Raw genomic sequence first — 13,707 nt, forward strand, 5'->3', positions numbered from 1 at the left:
GGGCCGCACCGGACGGTGCGGCCCTTCGCGCGTCCCGCGGCCGGCGCGGTCCCCGTGCCCGGGGTCAGCTCGCGCGCTCGGCCGGCTCCGCCTCCGCGGGGGCCGCCTGGGCGCCCATGACCACCCGGGACGTCCCCGGGCGGGTCAGGCGCAGGGAGACGGCGACCGTCACGAGGGCCAGGGCGGTCATCGCCGCGCCCGCCCAGGCGGGGGAGGCGTAGCCGAGGCCGGCGTCGATGACGGTGCCGCCGAGCCAGGGGCCGCCGGTGTTGCCGAGGTTGAAGGCGGCGGTGGTGGTGGCGCCGGCGAGGGTGGGGGCGGCGCCGGCCACGTTGAACATGCGGGCGTTGAGGGCGGGTGCGGTGTAGAAGGCGGAGACGCCGAGGAGGAAGGCCAGCAGGACCGTCGCCACCGGGCTGGACGCGAGGAACGCCAGGGCCACCAGGAAGACCGTGGAGGCGGCGATGCCGCTGAGCAGCACGCCGAAGAGGTGCGCGTCGGCCACCCGGCCGCCGATGGTGGTGCCGACCAGGGCGCCGATGCCGAAGAGGGCGAGGACGCCGGAGACCCAGCCCTTGTCGAGGCCGGAGACGTCGGTGAGGAGCGGGGCCAGGTAGGAGAAGGCGCAGAAGACGCCGCCGGCGGCGAGGGCGGTGATCACGATCGAGAGCAGGACCTGGCGGTCGCGGTAGATCGTGAGCTCCCGCTTGAGGCGGGGCCTGGTCTCGGGGAGGGGGAGGTGCGGGATGCGGGTGACGACGCCGACGAGGGCGATCGCGGAGGCGGCGCCGACGGCCCAGAAGGCGGAGCGCCAGCCGAGGTGCTCGCCGAGGAAGGCGCCGGCGGGGACGCCGAGGACGTTGGCTATGGAGAGGCCGCCGATCATGACGGCCATGGCGCGGGCCCGGGAGCTCCGCGGGACCATCGCGATGGCGACGGCCGCGCCGACGGCCCAGAAGCCGGCGCAGGCGAGGGCGCTGACCACGCGGGACGCGAAGAGGATCCCGTAGTTCGGGGCGAGCGCGCCGGCGACCTGGCCGAGGCCGAAGACGGTGATCAGGGAGACCAGGGTGGTCTTGCGGGGGAGGCGGAGCGTCGCCACGGCGAGCAGCGGGGCGCCGACGACCATGCCGATGGCGAAGGCGGAGATGAGGAGTCCGGCCTGAGGGATGGAGACGCCCATGTCCTCCGCGATGGGCGGCAGGAGGCCGGAGAGCATGAACTCGCTGGTGCCCAGTGCGAAGACGGAGAGACCCAGGATGTAGACGGCCAGGGGCATCCGGGACGTGGGGGCGGGCGGGGGGACGGGCTCGGCTGAGGGAGACGGCATGACATGGGTCAACCGGTGTTTCGTCCCTGTCATTCCGGATCTTCCGGTTCGTCTCGCGATACGGGACGTGAGGTGCCGCACGCCTCGCCGGCCTGCGCGTCCGTCCGCGCCGTGACGAGCGCGGGCCTTCCGGTTGCCCCGGGCGCGGAGGGAGAGGCCCCTCGGCGGGGGCCCTCCACGTGGGCCGGCGGCCCTCCGCGGGGGCCGGGGGGCCGGGGGCCCTCCGCGGGGGCCGGGGGGCCGGGGGATCGGGCGGTCCCTCCGCCGGGAAGGCCCCTCCGCGCCGGTGCGGGCCCTAGACCGGCGCGGGGCCGGCTGAGGTCAGTTCCGTGAGTTCCTTCTCCAGGTTCTCCCGCGCCTTCGCCTCCCACACCGCCGCGCCGTACGGGGTGCGGAAGAGGCGGGGCAGGGAGAGGAGCTGGCGCAGGACGGCAGCGCGGCCGCCGCGGAAGGCGTCGTCGGGGACGAAGCCGTACTCCTCGCGGACCGCGTCCGTGTACCCCCGGTAGGTATCGGGGCCGCTCGCCAGGATCGCCAGGTCCGCGTCGCAGAGGGTCTCGCCGTTGAGGTCGCCGGGGTCGGGGTCGTGGGTGACGGTGAGGCGGACCAGGCGGGCCACCTCCGCCACCTCGTGGGCGGTCAGCCCGGCCTCGTGCAGGGCGCGTTCGGCGAGGGCGGCGGAGCGCTCCTCGTTCTCGGAGCGGTCGGGGCGGTACACGGCGTCGTGGAACCAGGCGGCGAGGCGGACGAGTTCGAGCTCCCCGCCCTCGCCGCCCTGGTCGGCGAGCTCGTCGATGCGGTCGAGGACCGCCCGCAGGTGGGCGGTGGTGTGGTAGCGCCGCTGCGGCTCGGCCCAGCGGGCCAGCAGGTTGCGGCCGTACGGGGCGGGGTCGGGGCCCTCCCGGCCGGCGCGGGCGGCGAGCAGGGTGGCGTTCCAGCGCCGGAGCAGGTCCTGGTCCTGGTCGCGCGGGGCGGCTTCCTCGGTTGCGGTCATGGGCGCATTGTGCCCCTCCGGGGGGCCGGAACCCTGGCGGAAGCGGGCGCTCATCTCACTCTTACATACCCCCCATGGGTATGCTACGGTGCTCCGCGAAGGTACCCCCCAGGGGTATGTGAACGGCCCAGGCCACCGGTCGGCCGCGAGTGAAGGGCAGTGCGATGTCAAACGTCAACCCCCGGCGCTGGTGGGCACTCCTCGTGCTCGCCACCGCCCAGTTCATGGTCATCATGGACACCTCGATCATCGGGGTCGCGCTCCCCGAGATGCAGAAGGACCTGGGCTTCTCCCAGGGTGAGCTCCAGTGGGTCTTCAACGCCTACGTGATCGTCTTCGGCGGCCTGCTGCTCCTCGGCGGACGCCTCTCCGACCTCGTCGGGGCCCGCAAGATCTTCGTCACCGGCTGGGCCGTGATGATCGCCGGCTCGGTGCTCGCCGCCGCCGCGCAGACCGCCTGGGTCGAGATCGCCGGCCGCGCCGTGCAGGGCGTCGGCGGCGCGCTCATCGCGCCCTCCGCGATGACCCTCCTGATGATGCTCTTCATGCACGACCCGAAGGAGCTCGGCAAGGCGATGGCGCTCTACGGCGCCGCCGCTCCGGCCGGCGGCACCGCGGGCGTCTTCCTCGGCGGCGTCTTCACCGAGTGGGCCGCCTGGCAGTGGGTCTTCATCATCTACATCCCGATCGGCCTGGCCACCCTCGCCGCCACCAGGCTCCTCCCGGAGGTCGGGTCCCGCCGCGGCTCCGTCGACGTCCTCGGCGCCGCCGCCGTCACCGCCGGTCTCGCGCTCGCCGTCTTCGCCGTCGTCCGCGCCCCCGAGGTCGGCTGGGGCGCCACCGCCACCGTCCTCCAGCTGGCCGGCGCCGCCGTCCTCCTGGTCCTCTTCCTCGTGATCCAGAAGTCGGTCCGCGAGCCGCTCATGCCGCTCAGCGTCTGGCGGGTCCCGCGCCTCGGCTCGGCCAACCTGGCGATGACGCTGCTCGGCGCCGCGTGGATCCCGATGTGGTACTTCCTCAACCTGTACCTCCAGCAGGTCCTCGGCTACGGGGCCTTCGCCTCCGGTGCCGCGCTGCTCCCGATGACCGTGCTCCTCATGATCTTCATGACGGCCATCACCTCCCGTCTGATGATGAAGGTCGGCGCCAAGCCGCTGATCGGCGGCGGTCTGCTGGTCCTCGCCGCCGGCCTGGTCTGGCTCGCGGCCGTCGAGCCCACCGGCAGCTTCCTCGTCGACGTCCTGCCGGCCTCGCTGGTCGCCGCCCTCGGCATGTCCCTGGCCTACATCCCGGCGATGATCGCCGCGATGTCCGGCGCCCCGCAGGAGCAGGCCGGTCTCGCCTCCGGCATCGTCAACACCACCTACAACGTCGGCTCCGCGCTCGGCCTCGCCGCCCTCACCGCGGTCGCCATGTCGCAGGGCGCCGACCAGCTCGGCAATCTGCCCAAGCTCACCGAGGGCTTCTCGGCCGCCTTCGTCGGCGCCGCGGTCATCGCCGCCGTCGGCGGTGTCGTCACCCTCCTGGTGATGAAGAGCGACAAGGCCGTGATGGCCGCGGAGGGCGCCCCCGCCCCGCAGGGCGAGAAGGTCTCCGCCTGAACCGGCCTCCGGCCGTGTCCCACCCCGAAGGGGCCGCCCGATGTCCGTCCCGGACGTCGGGCGGCCCCTTCTCCGTCCGCAGAAGGGGAACCCCGTGGAACTGAACACCCGTGCCGTGCACGTCGTCAACGAACCCTTTCCCGACGGCGGCCGGCCGCTCTCCGTGCCCCTGGTGCAGTCCTCCGCCTTCGCCTTCGACTCGGCCGCCGAACTCGCCGAGGCGATGGCCGGCCCCGACGGGCGGTACGTCTACGGCCGGCGCGGCAACCCGACCGTCCGCGCCCTGGAGAAGACACTCGCGGGCCTGGAGCGGGGCGCGGGGGCCATCGCCTTCGCCTCCGGGATGGGGGCGATCAGCGGTGTGCTGCTCGCGCTGCTCCGGCCGGGCGACCGGGTGGTCGCCCAGCGCTGCCTCTACGGCGGGACGCACGCCGTCCTGGCCGACCTGGCCGGGCGGTACGGGATCGAGGTCGTCCGGATCTCCGGCGACGACCCCGCCGAGTTCGAGGCCGCCGCCGTGCACCCGGCCACCCGGCTCCTCGTCCTGGAGACGATCGCCAATCCGACCGGCCGGGTCCCGGACCTCCCCGGGCTGCTCGCCGCCGCCCGGACCCTCGGGGTGACCAGCCTGGTCGACAACTCGCTCGCCTCGCCCGTGCTCTGCCGCCCGCTGGAGCTCGGCGCCGACATCGTCGCGCACTCCACCACCAAGTACCTCTCCGGGCACTCCGACGTCCTGGGCGGCGCGGCCGTCTTCGCGGACGACGGGCTGCGGCGCCGGGTGTGGCCCCGCACGGTCGAACTCGGCGCCTGCGCCGACCCGTTCGCGGCCTGGCTCACCCTCCGGGGGATCCCCACGCTGCCCCTGCGGATGCGCGAGCACTGCGCCGGCGCCGCCGCCCTCGCCGAGCGGCTCGCGGACCGCGCCGGCGTCACGGCCGTCCACTACCCGTGGCGCCCGGACCACCCCTCGTACGCCACCGCCCGGAAGGTCCTGGACGGTGGCGGCGGGCTGCTCTCCTTCGAGCTCGCGGGGGGCCGGGAGGCGGGCCGGGCCTTCATCGAGCGGGTGCGGCTCGCGAAGCTCGCGCTCTCGCTCGGCGGCGTGGAGACGCTTGTCGCCCATCCGGCGTCCACCTCCCACCGCGAGCTGGACGCGGACGCCCTCGCGGCCGCGGGGATCGCCCCCGGGCTCGTGCGGATGTCGGTCGGCATCGAGGACGTCGAGGACCTCTGGACCGACGTCGAACAGGCCCTGCGCTGAGGCCGGTTCGAGCTTCTTTTGGGTTGACAAAATAAATGGTCGATTCGTAGATTGGGTGATGCCAGGAAACGTAGAGACTCCTAGGTCAAGGGGGCCGCGCGATGCGCTACTTCGAGGACTTCCGGCCCGGCGACGTCCATGAACTGGGCGCCGTCACCGTCACGGCGGAGGAGGTGCTGGAGTTCGGCAGGCGCTTCGACCCGCAGCCCTTCCACACGGACCCGGAGCGGGCGAAGGACTCGCCGTTCGGCGGCCTGATCGCGAGCGGCTTCCACACCCAGTCGCTCTTCATGCGGCGGTACGTGGACGGCCTGCTCGCCTACAGCGCCTGTCTGGGCTCGCCCGGCATCGACGAGGTGCGCTACCTGCGCCCCGTCCGCCCCGGCGACGTCCTGACCGCCCGCGTCGAGATCCTCGGCGCGACCCCGTCGCCGTTCAACCCCGCCACCGGCACCGTGAAACCGCGGTGCACGCTCGTGGCCGCCGACGGGACGGCCGTGTTCAGCATGATCCTGCACAGCATCTTCCGCCGGCGCCCCGACGGCACCGAGGCCGCGCATCCGTCGTCGATGCCCGCGGCCGAGGACCCCGTCGGCTGTACGGGCGCCCGGGCCAAGGTCTGTGTCCCGGTCGTGACCGCCTGACGGGTCCGTATGCCCGTCCGGCCCTGAACACGGCCGTCCGCACCACCCACCGCACACCCACCGCCGCCGTCCGGCCCCGCCGGCCGGCGCGCCACCGACCGTCCGACCACCGGAAACCGACCGAAGGGGGACCTCCCGTGGAGGCCGTATCCCGCACCGCCCAGTGGACCGCCGCCGCGCGGGCCCTGGAGACCGAGCGCGAGGACCGGCTGTTCGCCGATCCCTACGCGCGCACCGTCGCCGACGAGATCGGCTTCGAGCTGCTGAAGCGCTACGACGGCGGCGGCATCGTGCCGTTCCTCGCCATCCGCACCACCTACCTCGACCGGGCGATCGTCCGGACGGTCCGGGAGCGCGGCATCCGCCAGGTCGTGTTCCTCGCCGCCGGCATGGACACCCGCTTCCACCGGCTGCCGTGGCCCGACGGCGTCACCGTCTACGAGCTCGACCGTCCCGCGCTCCTGGACGCCAAGGCCCGGATGCTGGAGGGCGAGCCGCGGCCGGCCGGCCGCAGCCGCGTCGCCGTCCCCGTCGACCTCACCCAGGACTGGACCGGCCCCCTGGAGGAGGCCGGCTGGAAGAGCGGCGAGCCGGTCCTCTGGGTCGTCGAGGGCCTGCTCTTCTTCCTCCCCGAGCAGGCCGTGCGGACCCTGATCGGCACGCTCTCCGCCCGCTCCGCGCCCGGCTCCGTGCTGCTCGGCGACGTCATCTCCCGGTCGGCCCTCACCAACCCGCTCGCCCGCGGCTTCATGAAGGCGCTGGAGGAGGACGGCAACCCGTGGCTCTTCGGCACCGAGGAGCCCGAGGCGCTGCTGGCCGACTGCGGCTGGTCCGTCCGCGAGGTGCGGCAGCCCGGCGAGGCCGGCGCCGACTTCGACCGCTGGCCGTACCCGGTCCCCGCCCGCACCGTCCCCGGCGTCCCCCGCTCCTTCCTGTTCACCTGCGACCTGCCGGGCGCGCCCGGACACGACGAGGAGGTGGCCGCGTGAGCGCCCACGACTTCCACCAGAAGGTCATCACCGACGCGGGTGCCGCCGTCCGCGGCCTGACCGTCGCCCTCGGCGAGCGTCTCGGCCTCTACCGGGCGCTCGCCGCCGGGGGCCCGCTCACCGCCGCCGCGCTCGCGGAGCGCACCGGAACCGACGAGCGGTACGTGGAGGAGTGGCTGCACGCCCAGCTCTCCGCCGGGTACGTCGAGCGGCACCCGAGCTCGCTCACGTACACGCTGCCCGCCGACCACGCGGAGGTGCTGGCCGACCCGAAGGCCGTGACCTACGCCGCCGGCTTCTTCACCGCCCTCAAGGCGCTGTACGCCACCGAGGACCTGCTGGTGGAGGCGTACCGCACCGGCGACGGCGTCGGCTGGGCCGAGCACGACGCGGCCCTCGACACCGGCATGGGCTCCTTCTTCCAGCCGACGTACGAGCACAAGCTCGTCCCCGACTGGCTGCCCGCCCTGCACGACGTCACGGAGAAGCTCGCCGCCGGAGGCACCGTCGCCGACGTGGGCTGCGGCGTCGGGCACACCACCCTCCTCATCGCGAAGGCGTTCCCGAACGCCACCGTGCACGGCTTCGACTACTCCGAGGAGGCCATCGCGATCGCCCGCGAGCTGGCCGAGGAGGCCGGTCTCTCCGGCCGGGTCGTCTTCGAGGTCGCCTCCGCCGACGACTACCCCGGCACCGGCTACGACCTGGTCTGCTTCTTCAACGCCCTGCACGACATGGGCGACCCGGTCGCCGCCGCCCAGCACGTCCACAAGTCCCTGGACGCGGACGGCACCTGGATGCTCGTGGAGTCCAACGTCTCGCCGCGGGACGTCGACACCCAGACGCCCGCCGCCCGCATGTTCATGGCCCTGTCCGCCGTGATGTGCCTGCCGGTGGCGGTCGCCCAGCGCGGCCCGCACGCCCTCGGCAACCACTCCGGCGAGAAGGCGTTCCGGTCCATCGCCGGGGAGGCCGGCTTCACCCGCTGGCGGCGCGCCGCCGAGACCCCCGTCAACGCGGTCTACGAAGTCCGCCCGTAACCGAACGCCGAAGGAGCGAGACCATGGGCGTCGCCGCCCCCCTCCCCGTCACCGACCGCTTCATGGAGGTCCTGAGCCGCCTCAGCGAGCGCTCGGTCGAGGACTACTACAACCCGTACCAGACCTTTCAGTGGCCCGAGACCCTGGAGGAGAACCGTTTCTGGATGACGCCGGAGCTGCTCACCGTCCACGGCACCGAGCACTACGACGCCCTCGGCGAGGAAACGCTTCAGCGCCTCTCCAAGTGGGAGTCGGTCAACTTCTACAGCCTCAACGTGCACGGCATCCGCGAACTCCTCATCGAGGTCGTCGGCCGCATCCACATGCCGGGCTTCGAGATCCCCTCGGACTTCTTCCACCACTTCATCGGCGAGGAGAACGAACACATGTGGTTCTTCTCCGAGTTCTGCCGCCGCTACGGCCACAAGATCTACGGCTCCACCGCCATGCGCGCCGACGCCGCCTGGGAACCCGAGGTCGAGAACTTCCTCGTCTTCACCCGGATCCTCTTCTTCGAGGAGCTCGTCGACCACTACAACTCCCGGATGGCGAGGGACACCTCGCTCTGCCACACCATCCGCGAGGTCAACCGCATCCACCACCAGGACGAGTCCCGGCACATCGCCTTCGGCCGCGAACTCGTCTCCCTGCTGTACCGGCGCATGTGCGAGGCCGTGCCCGCCGGCCGCGTCCGGGAGGTGGAGGCGTACCTCAAGCGGTACGTCGTCTACAGCGTCAACTCCCTCTACAACCCCCACGTGTACAAGGACGCCGGCATCCCCGACCCGCTCGGCCTGCGCAACGCCCTGATCGCCGACCCGGCCCGCCGCGCCCACGAGCGCAAGGCGATCCGCAAGCCGCTCGCCTTCTTCCTGAAGACCGGGATCTTCTCCGACGACAGCCTGCCCGTCCTCTGAGACCGCCGGGCCCCGCACCCGGGAGCCCCCACCCGCGAGCCCTCACCGAGAGGTGCACCGACCATGACCGTGACCACCCCCGAGACCGTCGGGGCGACCAGGGGCCTGCCGTCCCTGGGACCGGAGGGGACCCGCCTGCTGCGGCTCCTCGACGACACCTTCGAGCGCTGGGGCGTCGCCGCGGGCGCCCGCCCGATGACCATGCCCCCGCTGCTGCCCGCCGCCGACCTGGCGCGGCTCGACTACTACGACAACTTCCCCCACCAGGCCGTCCTCGCCGCCCCGCTCGACCTGGAGCGGCGGCTCGCCACCCCCTTCGACGGCGACCGCGGCCACTGGCCCGCGGCCTCCCTCGAACCGGCCGGCCTCGGCCTCCCCTCCGCCTCCTGCTACGCCGTCTACCTGGACCACCAGGGCCGGGAGGTCGCCGACGACACCCTCGTCACCGTCTGCTCGTGGTGCTTCCGCAAGGAGACCCACTACGAGGGGATGCGCCGCCAGCTCGGCTTCCGCATGCGGGAGATCGTCGCCATCGGCTCCCGCGCGCACGCCGAGGACCATCTGACCGCCTTCACCGCCCGCGTCGACGCCTTCGCGGAGGCGGTGGGCCTGAGCCTGCGGAAGGAGGCCGCCTGCGACCCCTTCTTCGACAAGGGCGGCTCGAAGGCGCTCCTCCAGCGGCTCACCCCGGTGAAGTACGAGTTCCTGTACGAGGACCTGGCGATCGCCTCGGTCAACACGCACCGGAACTTCTTCGGCGAGCGCTGCGCCATCACGCTCGCCTCGACCGGCGGCCCGGCCTTCACCAGCTGCGTCGCCTTCGGCCTCGAACGGTGGCTGTCCGCGCTGACCCGCCGCCACGGCGGCTGGGAGGCGGCGACCCGGGCGGTCCTGGACGCGGCCGGGCCGGTGACCTGACGTGCCGGCCCGTCCCGTCGCCCCGCCGGCGGGCGGCCTGGGCTGGGCGAACCTCGGCATGGACATCGTGTCCGTCAACCGTGTCCGCCGGCTCCTCGCGCAGTACGGGGAGCGCTTCTTCGAGCGGATGCTCACCCCCGGCGAACTCGCCGACTGCCGCACCTCCACCGGGCTCGACGTGCTGAGCCTGTGCGGACGGATCGCGGCCAAGGAAGCGGCCTTCAAGACCTTACGGGTCAGGGGCAGGTTCCTGCCCTGGCCGGACATCGTGGTGCGGCGCTCCGAGGGCGGCTGGCCGCTCGTCGAACTCCACGGTGCCGCCGCCGAGATGGCCGCCGGATCCGGCATCGCCGAGATCACCGTGTCCATCAGCCACGACGTGGACTACGCGGTGGCGGTCGCCGCCCCGATCATCGCCCACACCCCACCCACGCAACCGAGTTGAGGAGATCCCCCATGGCCGACGGCCTGCAGCAGGTCAAAAACTGGATCCTGGAGCGCCACCCGGAGCGCCAGGACATCGCCCCCGACCTCGACCTCATCGAGAACCGGCTCATCGACTCCCTCTCCTTCGTCGAGTTCGTCTTCCTCCTCGAACAGGAGAGCGGCGTCTCCATCCAGATGGAGACCCTGGAGGTCGACGCCATCCGCACCCTCGCCGCCATCGAGCAGCACTTCTTCCAGGCCCCGGTGGAGGTGCAGGCATGAGCGGGCGCCTCTTCACCTCGGAGTCCGTCACCGAGGGCCACCCCGACAAGATCGCCGACCGGATCAGCGACACCGTCCTCGACGCGCTCCTCGCCCAGGACCCGCGGGCCCGCGTCGCCGTCGAGACGCTGATCACCACCGGCCAGGTCCACATCGCCGGCGAGGTCACCACCACCGCCTACGCGCCGATCGCCCAGCTCGTGCGGGACGCCATCCTCGACATCGGCTACGACTCCTCCGCCAAGGGCTTCGACGGCGCCTCCTGCGGGGTGTCCGTCTCCCTCGGCGCCCAGTCGCCCGACATCGCGCAGGGCGTCGACACCGCCTACGAGTCCCGGGTCGGCGGCGCGGGCGACGAGCTCGCCGCGCAGGGCGCCGGCGACCAGGGCCTCATGTTCGGCTACGCCTGCGACGACACCGCCGAGCTGATGCCGCTGCCGATCGCCCTCGCGCACCGGCTCGCCCGCCGCCTCGCCGAGGTCCGCAAGGACGGCACCGTGCCGTACCTGCGGCCCGACGGGAAGACGCAGGTCACCATCGAGTACGACGGCGACCGCCCGGTCCGCCTCGACACCGTCGTCGTCTCCTCGCAGCACGCCGCCGACATCTCCGTCGAGGGCCTGCTCACCCCCGACGTGCGCGAGTACGTCGTCGAGCACGTCCTGAAGGAGCTGGCCGAGGAGGGCGTGCCCCTGGAGTCCGACGGCTACCGCCTTCTGGTGAACCCGACCGGGCGTTTCGAGGTCGGCGGTCCGATGGGCGACGCGGGCCTGACCGGCCGGAAGATCATCATCGACACCTACGGCGGGATGGCCCGGCACGGGGGCGGCGCGTTCTCCGGCAAGGACCCGTCGAAGGTGGACCGCAGCGCGGCGTACGCGATGCGCTGGGTCGCCAAGAACATCGTCGCCGCGGGGCTGGCGCGCCGGTGCGAGGTGCAGGTCGCGTACGCGATCGGCAAGGCGGAGCCGGTCGGCCTCTTCGTCGAGACCTTCGGCACCGAGACCGTCCCCGTCGAGCGGATCCAGACCGCCGTCACGGAGGTCTTCGACCTGCGGCCGGCGGCGATCATCCGCGACCTCGACCTGCTCCGCCCGATCTACGCGCAGACCGCCGCGTACGGCCACTTCGGCCGCGAGCTGCCCGACTTCACCTGGGAGCGCACCGACCGGGCCGACGCCCTGAAGAAGGCGGCGGAGGTCTGATCATGCGTGTCGCTGTCACGGGTTCCATCGCGACCGACCATCTGATGACCTTCCCCGGCCGGTTCAGCGAGCAGCTGCTCGCCGACCGGCTCGACCGGGTCTCCCTGTCGTTCCTCGCCGACAACCTGGAGGTCAGGCGCGGCGGAGTGGCAGCGAACATCGCCTTCGGACTCGGCGTGCTCGGCCTGCGCCCGGTCCTCGTGGGCGCGGTCGGCGCCGACTTCGAGCCGTACCGGGTCTGGCTGAAGGACCACGGCGTCGACACGGACTCGGTACGGGTCAGCGCCTCCCTGCACACCGCCCGCTTCGTCTGTACCACCGACCGGGCCCAGAACCAGATCGCCACCTTCTACGCGGGGGCGATGGCCGAGGCGCGCGCGATCGACCTGCGGGACGTCGTCGCGCGCACCGGCCGGCTGGACCTGGTCCTGGTCTCCCCGGACGACCCCGAGGCGATGCTCCGGCACACCCGCGCCTGCCGCGACCTCGGGATCCCCTTCGCCGCCGACCCCTCGCAGCAGCTGGCGCGGCTCGACGGCGCGGAGGTGCGGGAGCTGGTGGACGGGGCGCGGTTCCTCTTCACCAACGAGTACGAGACGGCCCTGCTCCTGGAGAAGACCGGCTGGAGCGAGGCCGAGGTGCTGCGCGGGGTCGGAGCCTGGGTCACGACGCACGGCGCGGCGGGCGTCCGTATCCATGGCGCCGACCGCGACACGCTCGCCGTCCCGGCCGTGCGGGCCGACGGGGTCGCCGACCCGACCGGCGTCGGCGACGCCTTCCGGGCGGGCTTCCTCGCCGGGACGCTGTGGGGCGTGCCCGAGCGGTGCGCGGCGCAGCTGGGCTGCGCGGTCGCGGCGACCGTCCTCGGCTCCGTGGGGACGCAGGAGTACCGGCTGCACCGTGACTCCCTCCTGGACCGGATCAGGACGACGTACGGGGTGGGTGGCACGGCCGCGCTCGTCACGCGTCTGAGGGGGCTGGCATGAGGCGTTCCCTCCGCGAGGAGCTCGCGACCCGCGTGGTGGTGGCCGACGGGGCGATGGGCACGATGCTCCAGGCCGCCGACCCGACGATGGAGGACTTCCGGCAGCTGGAGGGCTGCAACGAGATCCTCAACCTCACGCGCCCCGACATCGTCGCCTCCGTCCACGACGCCTACTTCTCGGTCGGCGTGGACTGCGTCGAGACCAACACCTTCGGCGCGAACCTCTCCGCGCTCGCCGAGTACGGCATCGAGAACCAGGTGTACGAGCTGTCGGAGGCCGGCGCCCGGATCGCCCGTACGGCCGCCGACGCGCACACGGCCACGGACGGCCGCCCCCGCTGGGTCCTCGGCTCCATGGGCCCCGGCACGAAGCTGCCGACCCTCGGCCACGTCACGTACGAGCCCCTCCGGGACGCCTTCCAGCAGAACGCGGAGGGCCTGATCCGGGGCGGCGCGGACGCCCTCCTCATCGAGACCTCGCAGGACCTGCTCCAGACGAAGGCGGCCGTCGTCGGCGCCCGCCGCGCCCTGGACTGGGTCGGCGTGGACCTGCCGGTGATCGTGCAGGTCACCGTCGAGACGACGGGCACGATGCTGCTCGGCTCGGAGATCGGCGCGGCGCTGACCGCGCTCGAACCGCTCGGCATCGACATGATCGGCCTGAACTGCGCCACGGGCCCCGCCGAGATGGCCGAGCACCTGCGGCACCTGTCCCGGCACGCCCGGATCCCGATCTCCGTCATGCCCAACGCCGGCCTGCCCGTCCTCACCTCCGACGGCGCCCACTATCCGCTGAGTCCGCAGGAACTGGCCGACGCGCAGGAGGAGTTCGTACGCGCCTACGGCCCCGCGCTGGTGGGCGGCTGCTGCGGCACCACCCCCGAGCACCTGCGGGCGATCGTCGACCGGGTGCGGGGCGCCGCCGTCCTGGACCGGCGCCCGGAGCACGAGGCCGGTGCCTCCTCGCTCTACTCCCACGTGCCGTTCCGGCAGGACACGTCGTACCTGGCGATCGGTGAGCGGACGAACGCGAACGGGTCGAAGAAGTTCCGCGAGGCCATGCTGGAGGGCCGCTGGGACGACTGTGTGGAGATGGCGCGGGACCAGATCCG

14 protein-coding genes are annotated in these 13,707 nt (G+C 73.0%); 12 read left to right on the plus strand and 2 right to left on the minus strand.

The features are described 5' to 3' along the window. Positions 1 to 64 precede the first annotated feature (64 nt). Positions 65 to 1,279 (minus strand): Cmx/CmrA family chloramphenicol efflux MFS transporter, encoded by a 1,215-nt coding sequence (locus tag ACFVU3_RS39605; RefSeq protein WP_390073662.1) that lies wholly within the window; start codon positions 1,277 to 1,279, stop codon positions 65 to 67. A gap of 346 nt (positions 1,280 to 1,625) precedes the next feature. After that, a complete protein-coding gene (locus ACFVU3_RS39610) occupies positions 1,626 to 2,324 on the minus strand; it encodes a hypothetical protein (protein WP_390073649.1) in 699 nt (232 codons plus the stop codon). 164 nt (positions 2,325 to 2,488) lie between these two features. On the opposite strand from ACFVU3_RS39610, the gene ACFVU3_RS39615 reads away from it, so the two are divergent. The 12 genes from ACFVU3_RS39615 to ACFVU3_RS39670 form a co-directional block, all read left to right on the plus strand. After that, positions 2,489 to 3,925, plus strand: a complete 1,437-nt coding sequence (locus tag ACFVU3_RS39615; RefSeq protein ID WP_390073650.1) for an MFS transporter — start codon at positions 2,489 to 2,491, stop codon at positions 3,923 to 3,925. Positions 3,926 to 4,019: 94 nt separating this feature from the next. Continuing rightward, positions 4,020 to 5,189, plus strand: coding sequence for a trans-sulfuration enzyme family protein (locus ACFVU3_RS39620; protein ID WP_390073651.1), 1,170 nt, complete (start codon positions 4,020 to 4,022; stop codon positions 5,187 to 5,189). Positions 5,190 to 5,290: 101 nt separating this feature from the next. Continuing rightward, positions 5,291 to 5,833, plus strand: a complete 543-nt coding sequence (locus ACFVU3_RS39625) for a MaoC family dehydratase (protein WP_390073652.1) — start codon at positions 5,291 to 5,293, stop codon at positions 5,831 to 5,833. Between the two features lie 137 nt (positions 5,834 to 5,970). After that, positions 5,971 to 6,822 (plus strand): class I SAM-dependent methyltransferase, encoded by an 852-nt coding sequence (locus ACFVU3_RS39630; protein ID WP_390073653.1) that lies wholly within the window; start codon positions 5,971 to 5,973, stop codon positions 6,820 to 6,822. After that, on the plus strand, positions 6,819 to 7,862 hold the full coding sequence (locus ACFVU3_RS39635) for a class I SAM-dependent methyltransferase (protein WP_390073654.1): 1,044 nt from the start codon (positions 6,819 to 6,821) through the stop codon (positions 7,860 to 7,862). The genes ACFVU3_RS39630 and ACFVU3_RS39635 overlap by 4 nt, the downstream gene beginning before the upstream one ends. Before the next feature lie 23 nt (positions 7,863 to 7,885). Continuing rightward, positions 7,886 to 8,779 carry a diiron oxygenase gene (locus ACFVU3_RS39640; RefSeq protein WP_390073655.1) on the plus strand — a complete coding sequence of 298 codons (894 nt, stop codon included), beginning with the start codon at positions 7,886 to 7,888 and terminating at the stop codon, positions 8,777 to 8,779. A gap of 63 nt (positions 8,780 to 8,842) precedes the next feature. Beyond that, complete coding sequence (locus ACFVU3_RS39645) at positions 8,843 to 9,697, plus strand: hypothetical protein (RefSeq protein ID WP_390073656.1); 855 nt, start codon at positions 8,843 to 8,845, stop codon at positions 9,695 to 9,697. Between the two features lies 1 nt (position 9,698). Continuing rightward, on the plus strand, positions 9,699 to 10,142 hold the full coding sequence (gene acpS / locus ACFVU3_RS39650) for a holo-ACP synthase (RefSeq protein ID WP_390073657.1): 444 nt from the start codon (positions 9,699 to 9,701) through the stop codon (positions 10,140 to 10,142). Between the two features lie 11 nt (positions 10,143 to 10,153). Then, positions 10,154 to 10,405, plus strand: a complete 252-nt coding sequence (locus ACFVU3_RS39655) for a phosphopantetheine-binding protein (RefSeq protein WP_390073658.1) — start codon at positions 10,154 to 10,156, stop codon at positions 10,403 to 10,405. Next, the gene (metK, locus tag ACFVU3_RS39660; RefSeq protein ID WP_390073659.1) at positions 10,402 to 11,610 is read left to right on the plus strand and encodes a methionine adenosyltransferase; all 1,209 of its coding nucleotides are present in this window, start codon (positions 10,402 to 10,404) and stop codon (positions 11,608 to 11,610) included. Before ACFVU3_RS39655 ends, metK begins: the two co-directional genes overlap by 4 nt. Positions 11,611 to 11,612: 2 nt before the next feature. Then, positions 11,613 to 12,596, plus strand: a complete 984-nt coding sequence (locus ACFVU3_RS39665; protein WP_390073660.1) for a carbohydrate kinase family protein — start codon at positions 11,613 to 11,615, stop codon at positions 12,594 to 12,596. Further along, on the plus strand, positions 12,593 to 13,707 hold a 1,115-nt coding region (locus ACFVU3_RS39670), incomplete at its 3' end, for a homocysteine S-methyltransferase family protein (RefSeq protein ID WP_390073661.1). The genes ACFVU3_RS39665 and ACFVU3_RS39670, both read left to right, overlap by 4 nt.

It is taken from the genome of Streptomyces sp. NPDC058052, from assembly GCF_042885515.1.
Classification (GTDB): domain Bacteria; phylum Actinomycetota; class Actinomycetes; order Streptomycetales; family Streptomycetaceae; genus Streptomyces.

What these genes read in the sequence shown, in the direction of transcription:
- ACFVU3_RS39605 (WP_390073662.1), bottom strand. Translation starts at nt 1,279, where the DNA reads ATGCCCCTGGCCGTCTACATCCTGGGTCTCTCCGTCTTCGCACTGGGC.
- ACFVU3_RS39610 (WP_390073649.1), bottom strand. Translation starts at nt 2,324, where the DNA reads ATGACCGCAACCGAGGAAGCCGCCCCGCGCGACCAGGACCAGGACCTG.
- ACFVU3_RS39615 (WP_390073650.1), top strand. Translation starts at nt 2,489, where the DNA reads ATGTCAAACGTCAACCCCCGGCGCTGGTGGGCACTCCTCGTGCTCGCC.
- ACFVU3_RS39625 (WP_390073652.1), top strand. Translation starts at nt 5,291, where the DNA reads ATGCGCTACTTCGAGGACTTCCGGCCCGGCGACGTCCATGAACTGGGC.
- ACFVU3_RS39640 (WP_390073655.1), top strand. Translation starts at nt 7,886, where the DNA reads ATGGGCGTCGCCGCCCCCCTCCCCGTCACCGACCGCTTCATGGAGGTC.
- ACFVU3_RS39645 (WP_390073656.1), top strand. Translation starts at nt 8,843, where the DNA reads ATGACCGTGACCACCCCCGAGACCGTCGGGGCGACCAGGGGCCTGCCG.
- ACFVU3_RS39655 (WP_390073658.1), top strand. Translation starts at nt 10,154, where the DNA reads ATGGCCGACGGCCTGCAGCAGGTCAAAAACTGGATCCTGGAGCGCCAC.
- metK (WP_390073659.1), top strand. Translation starts at nt 10,402, where the DNA reads ATGAGCGGGCGCCTCTTCACCTCGGAGTCCGTCACCGAGGGCCACCCC.
- ACFVU3_RS39665 (WP_390073660.1), top strand. Translation starts at nt 11,613, where the DNA reads ATGCGTGTCGCTGTCACGGGTTCCATCGCGACCGACCATCTGATGACC.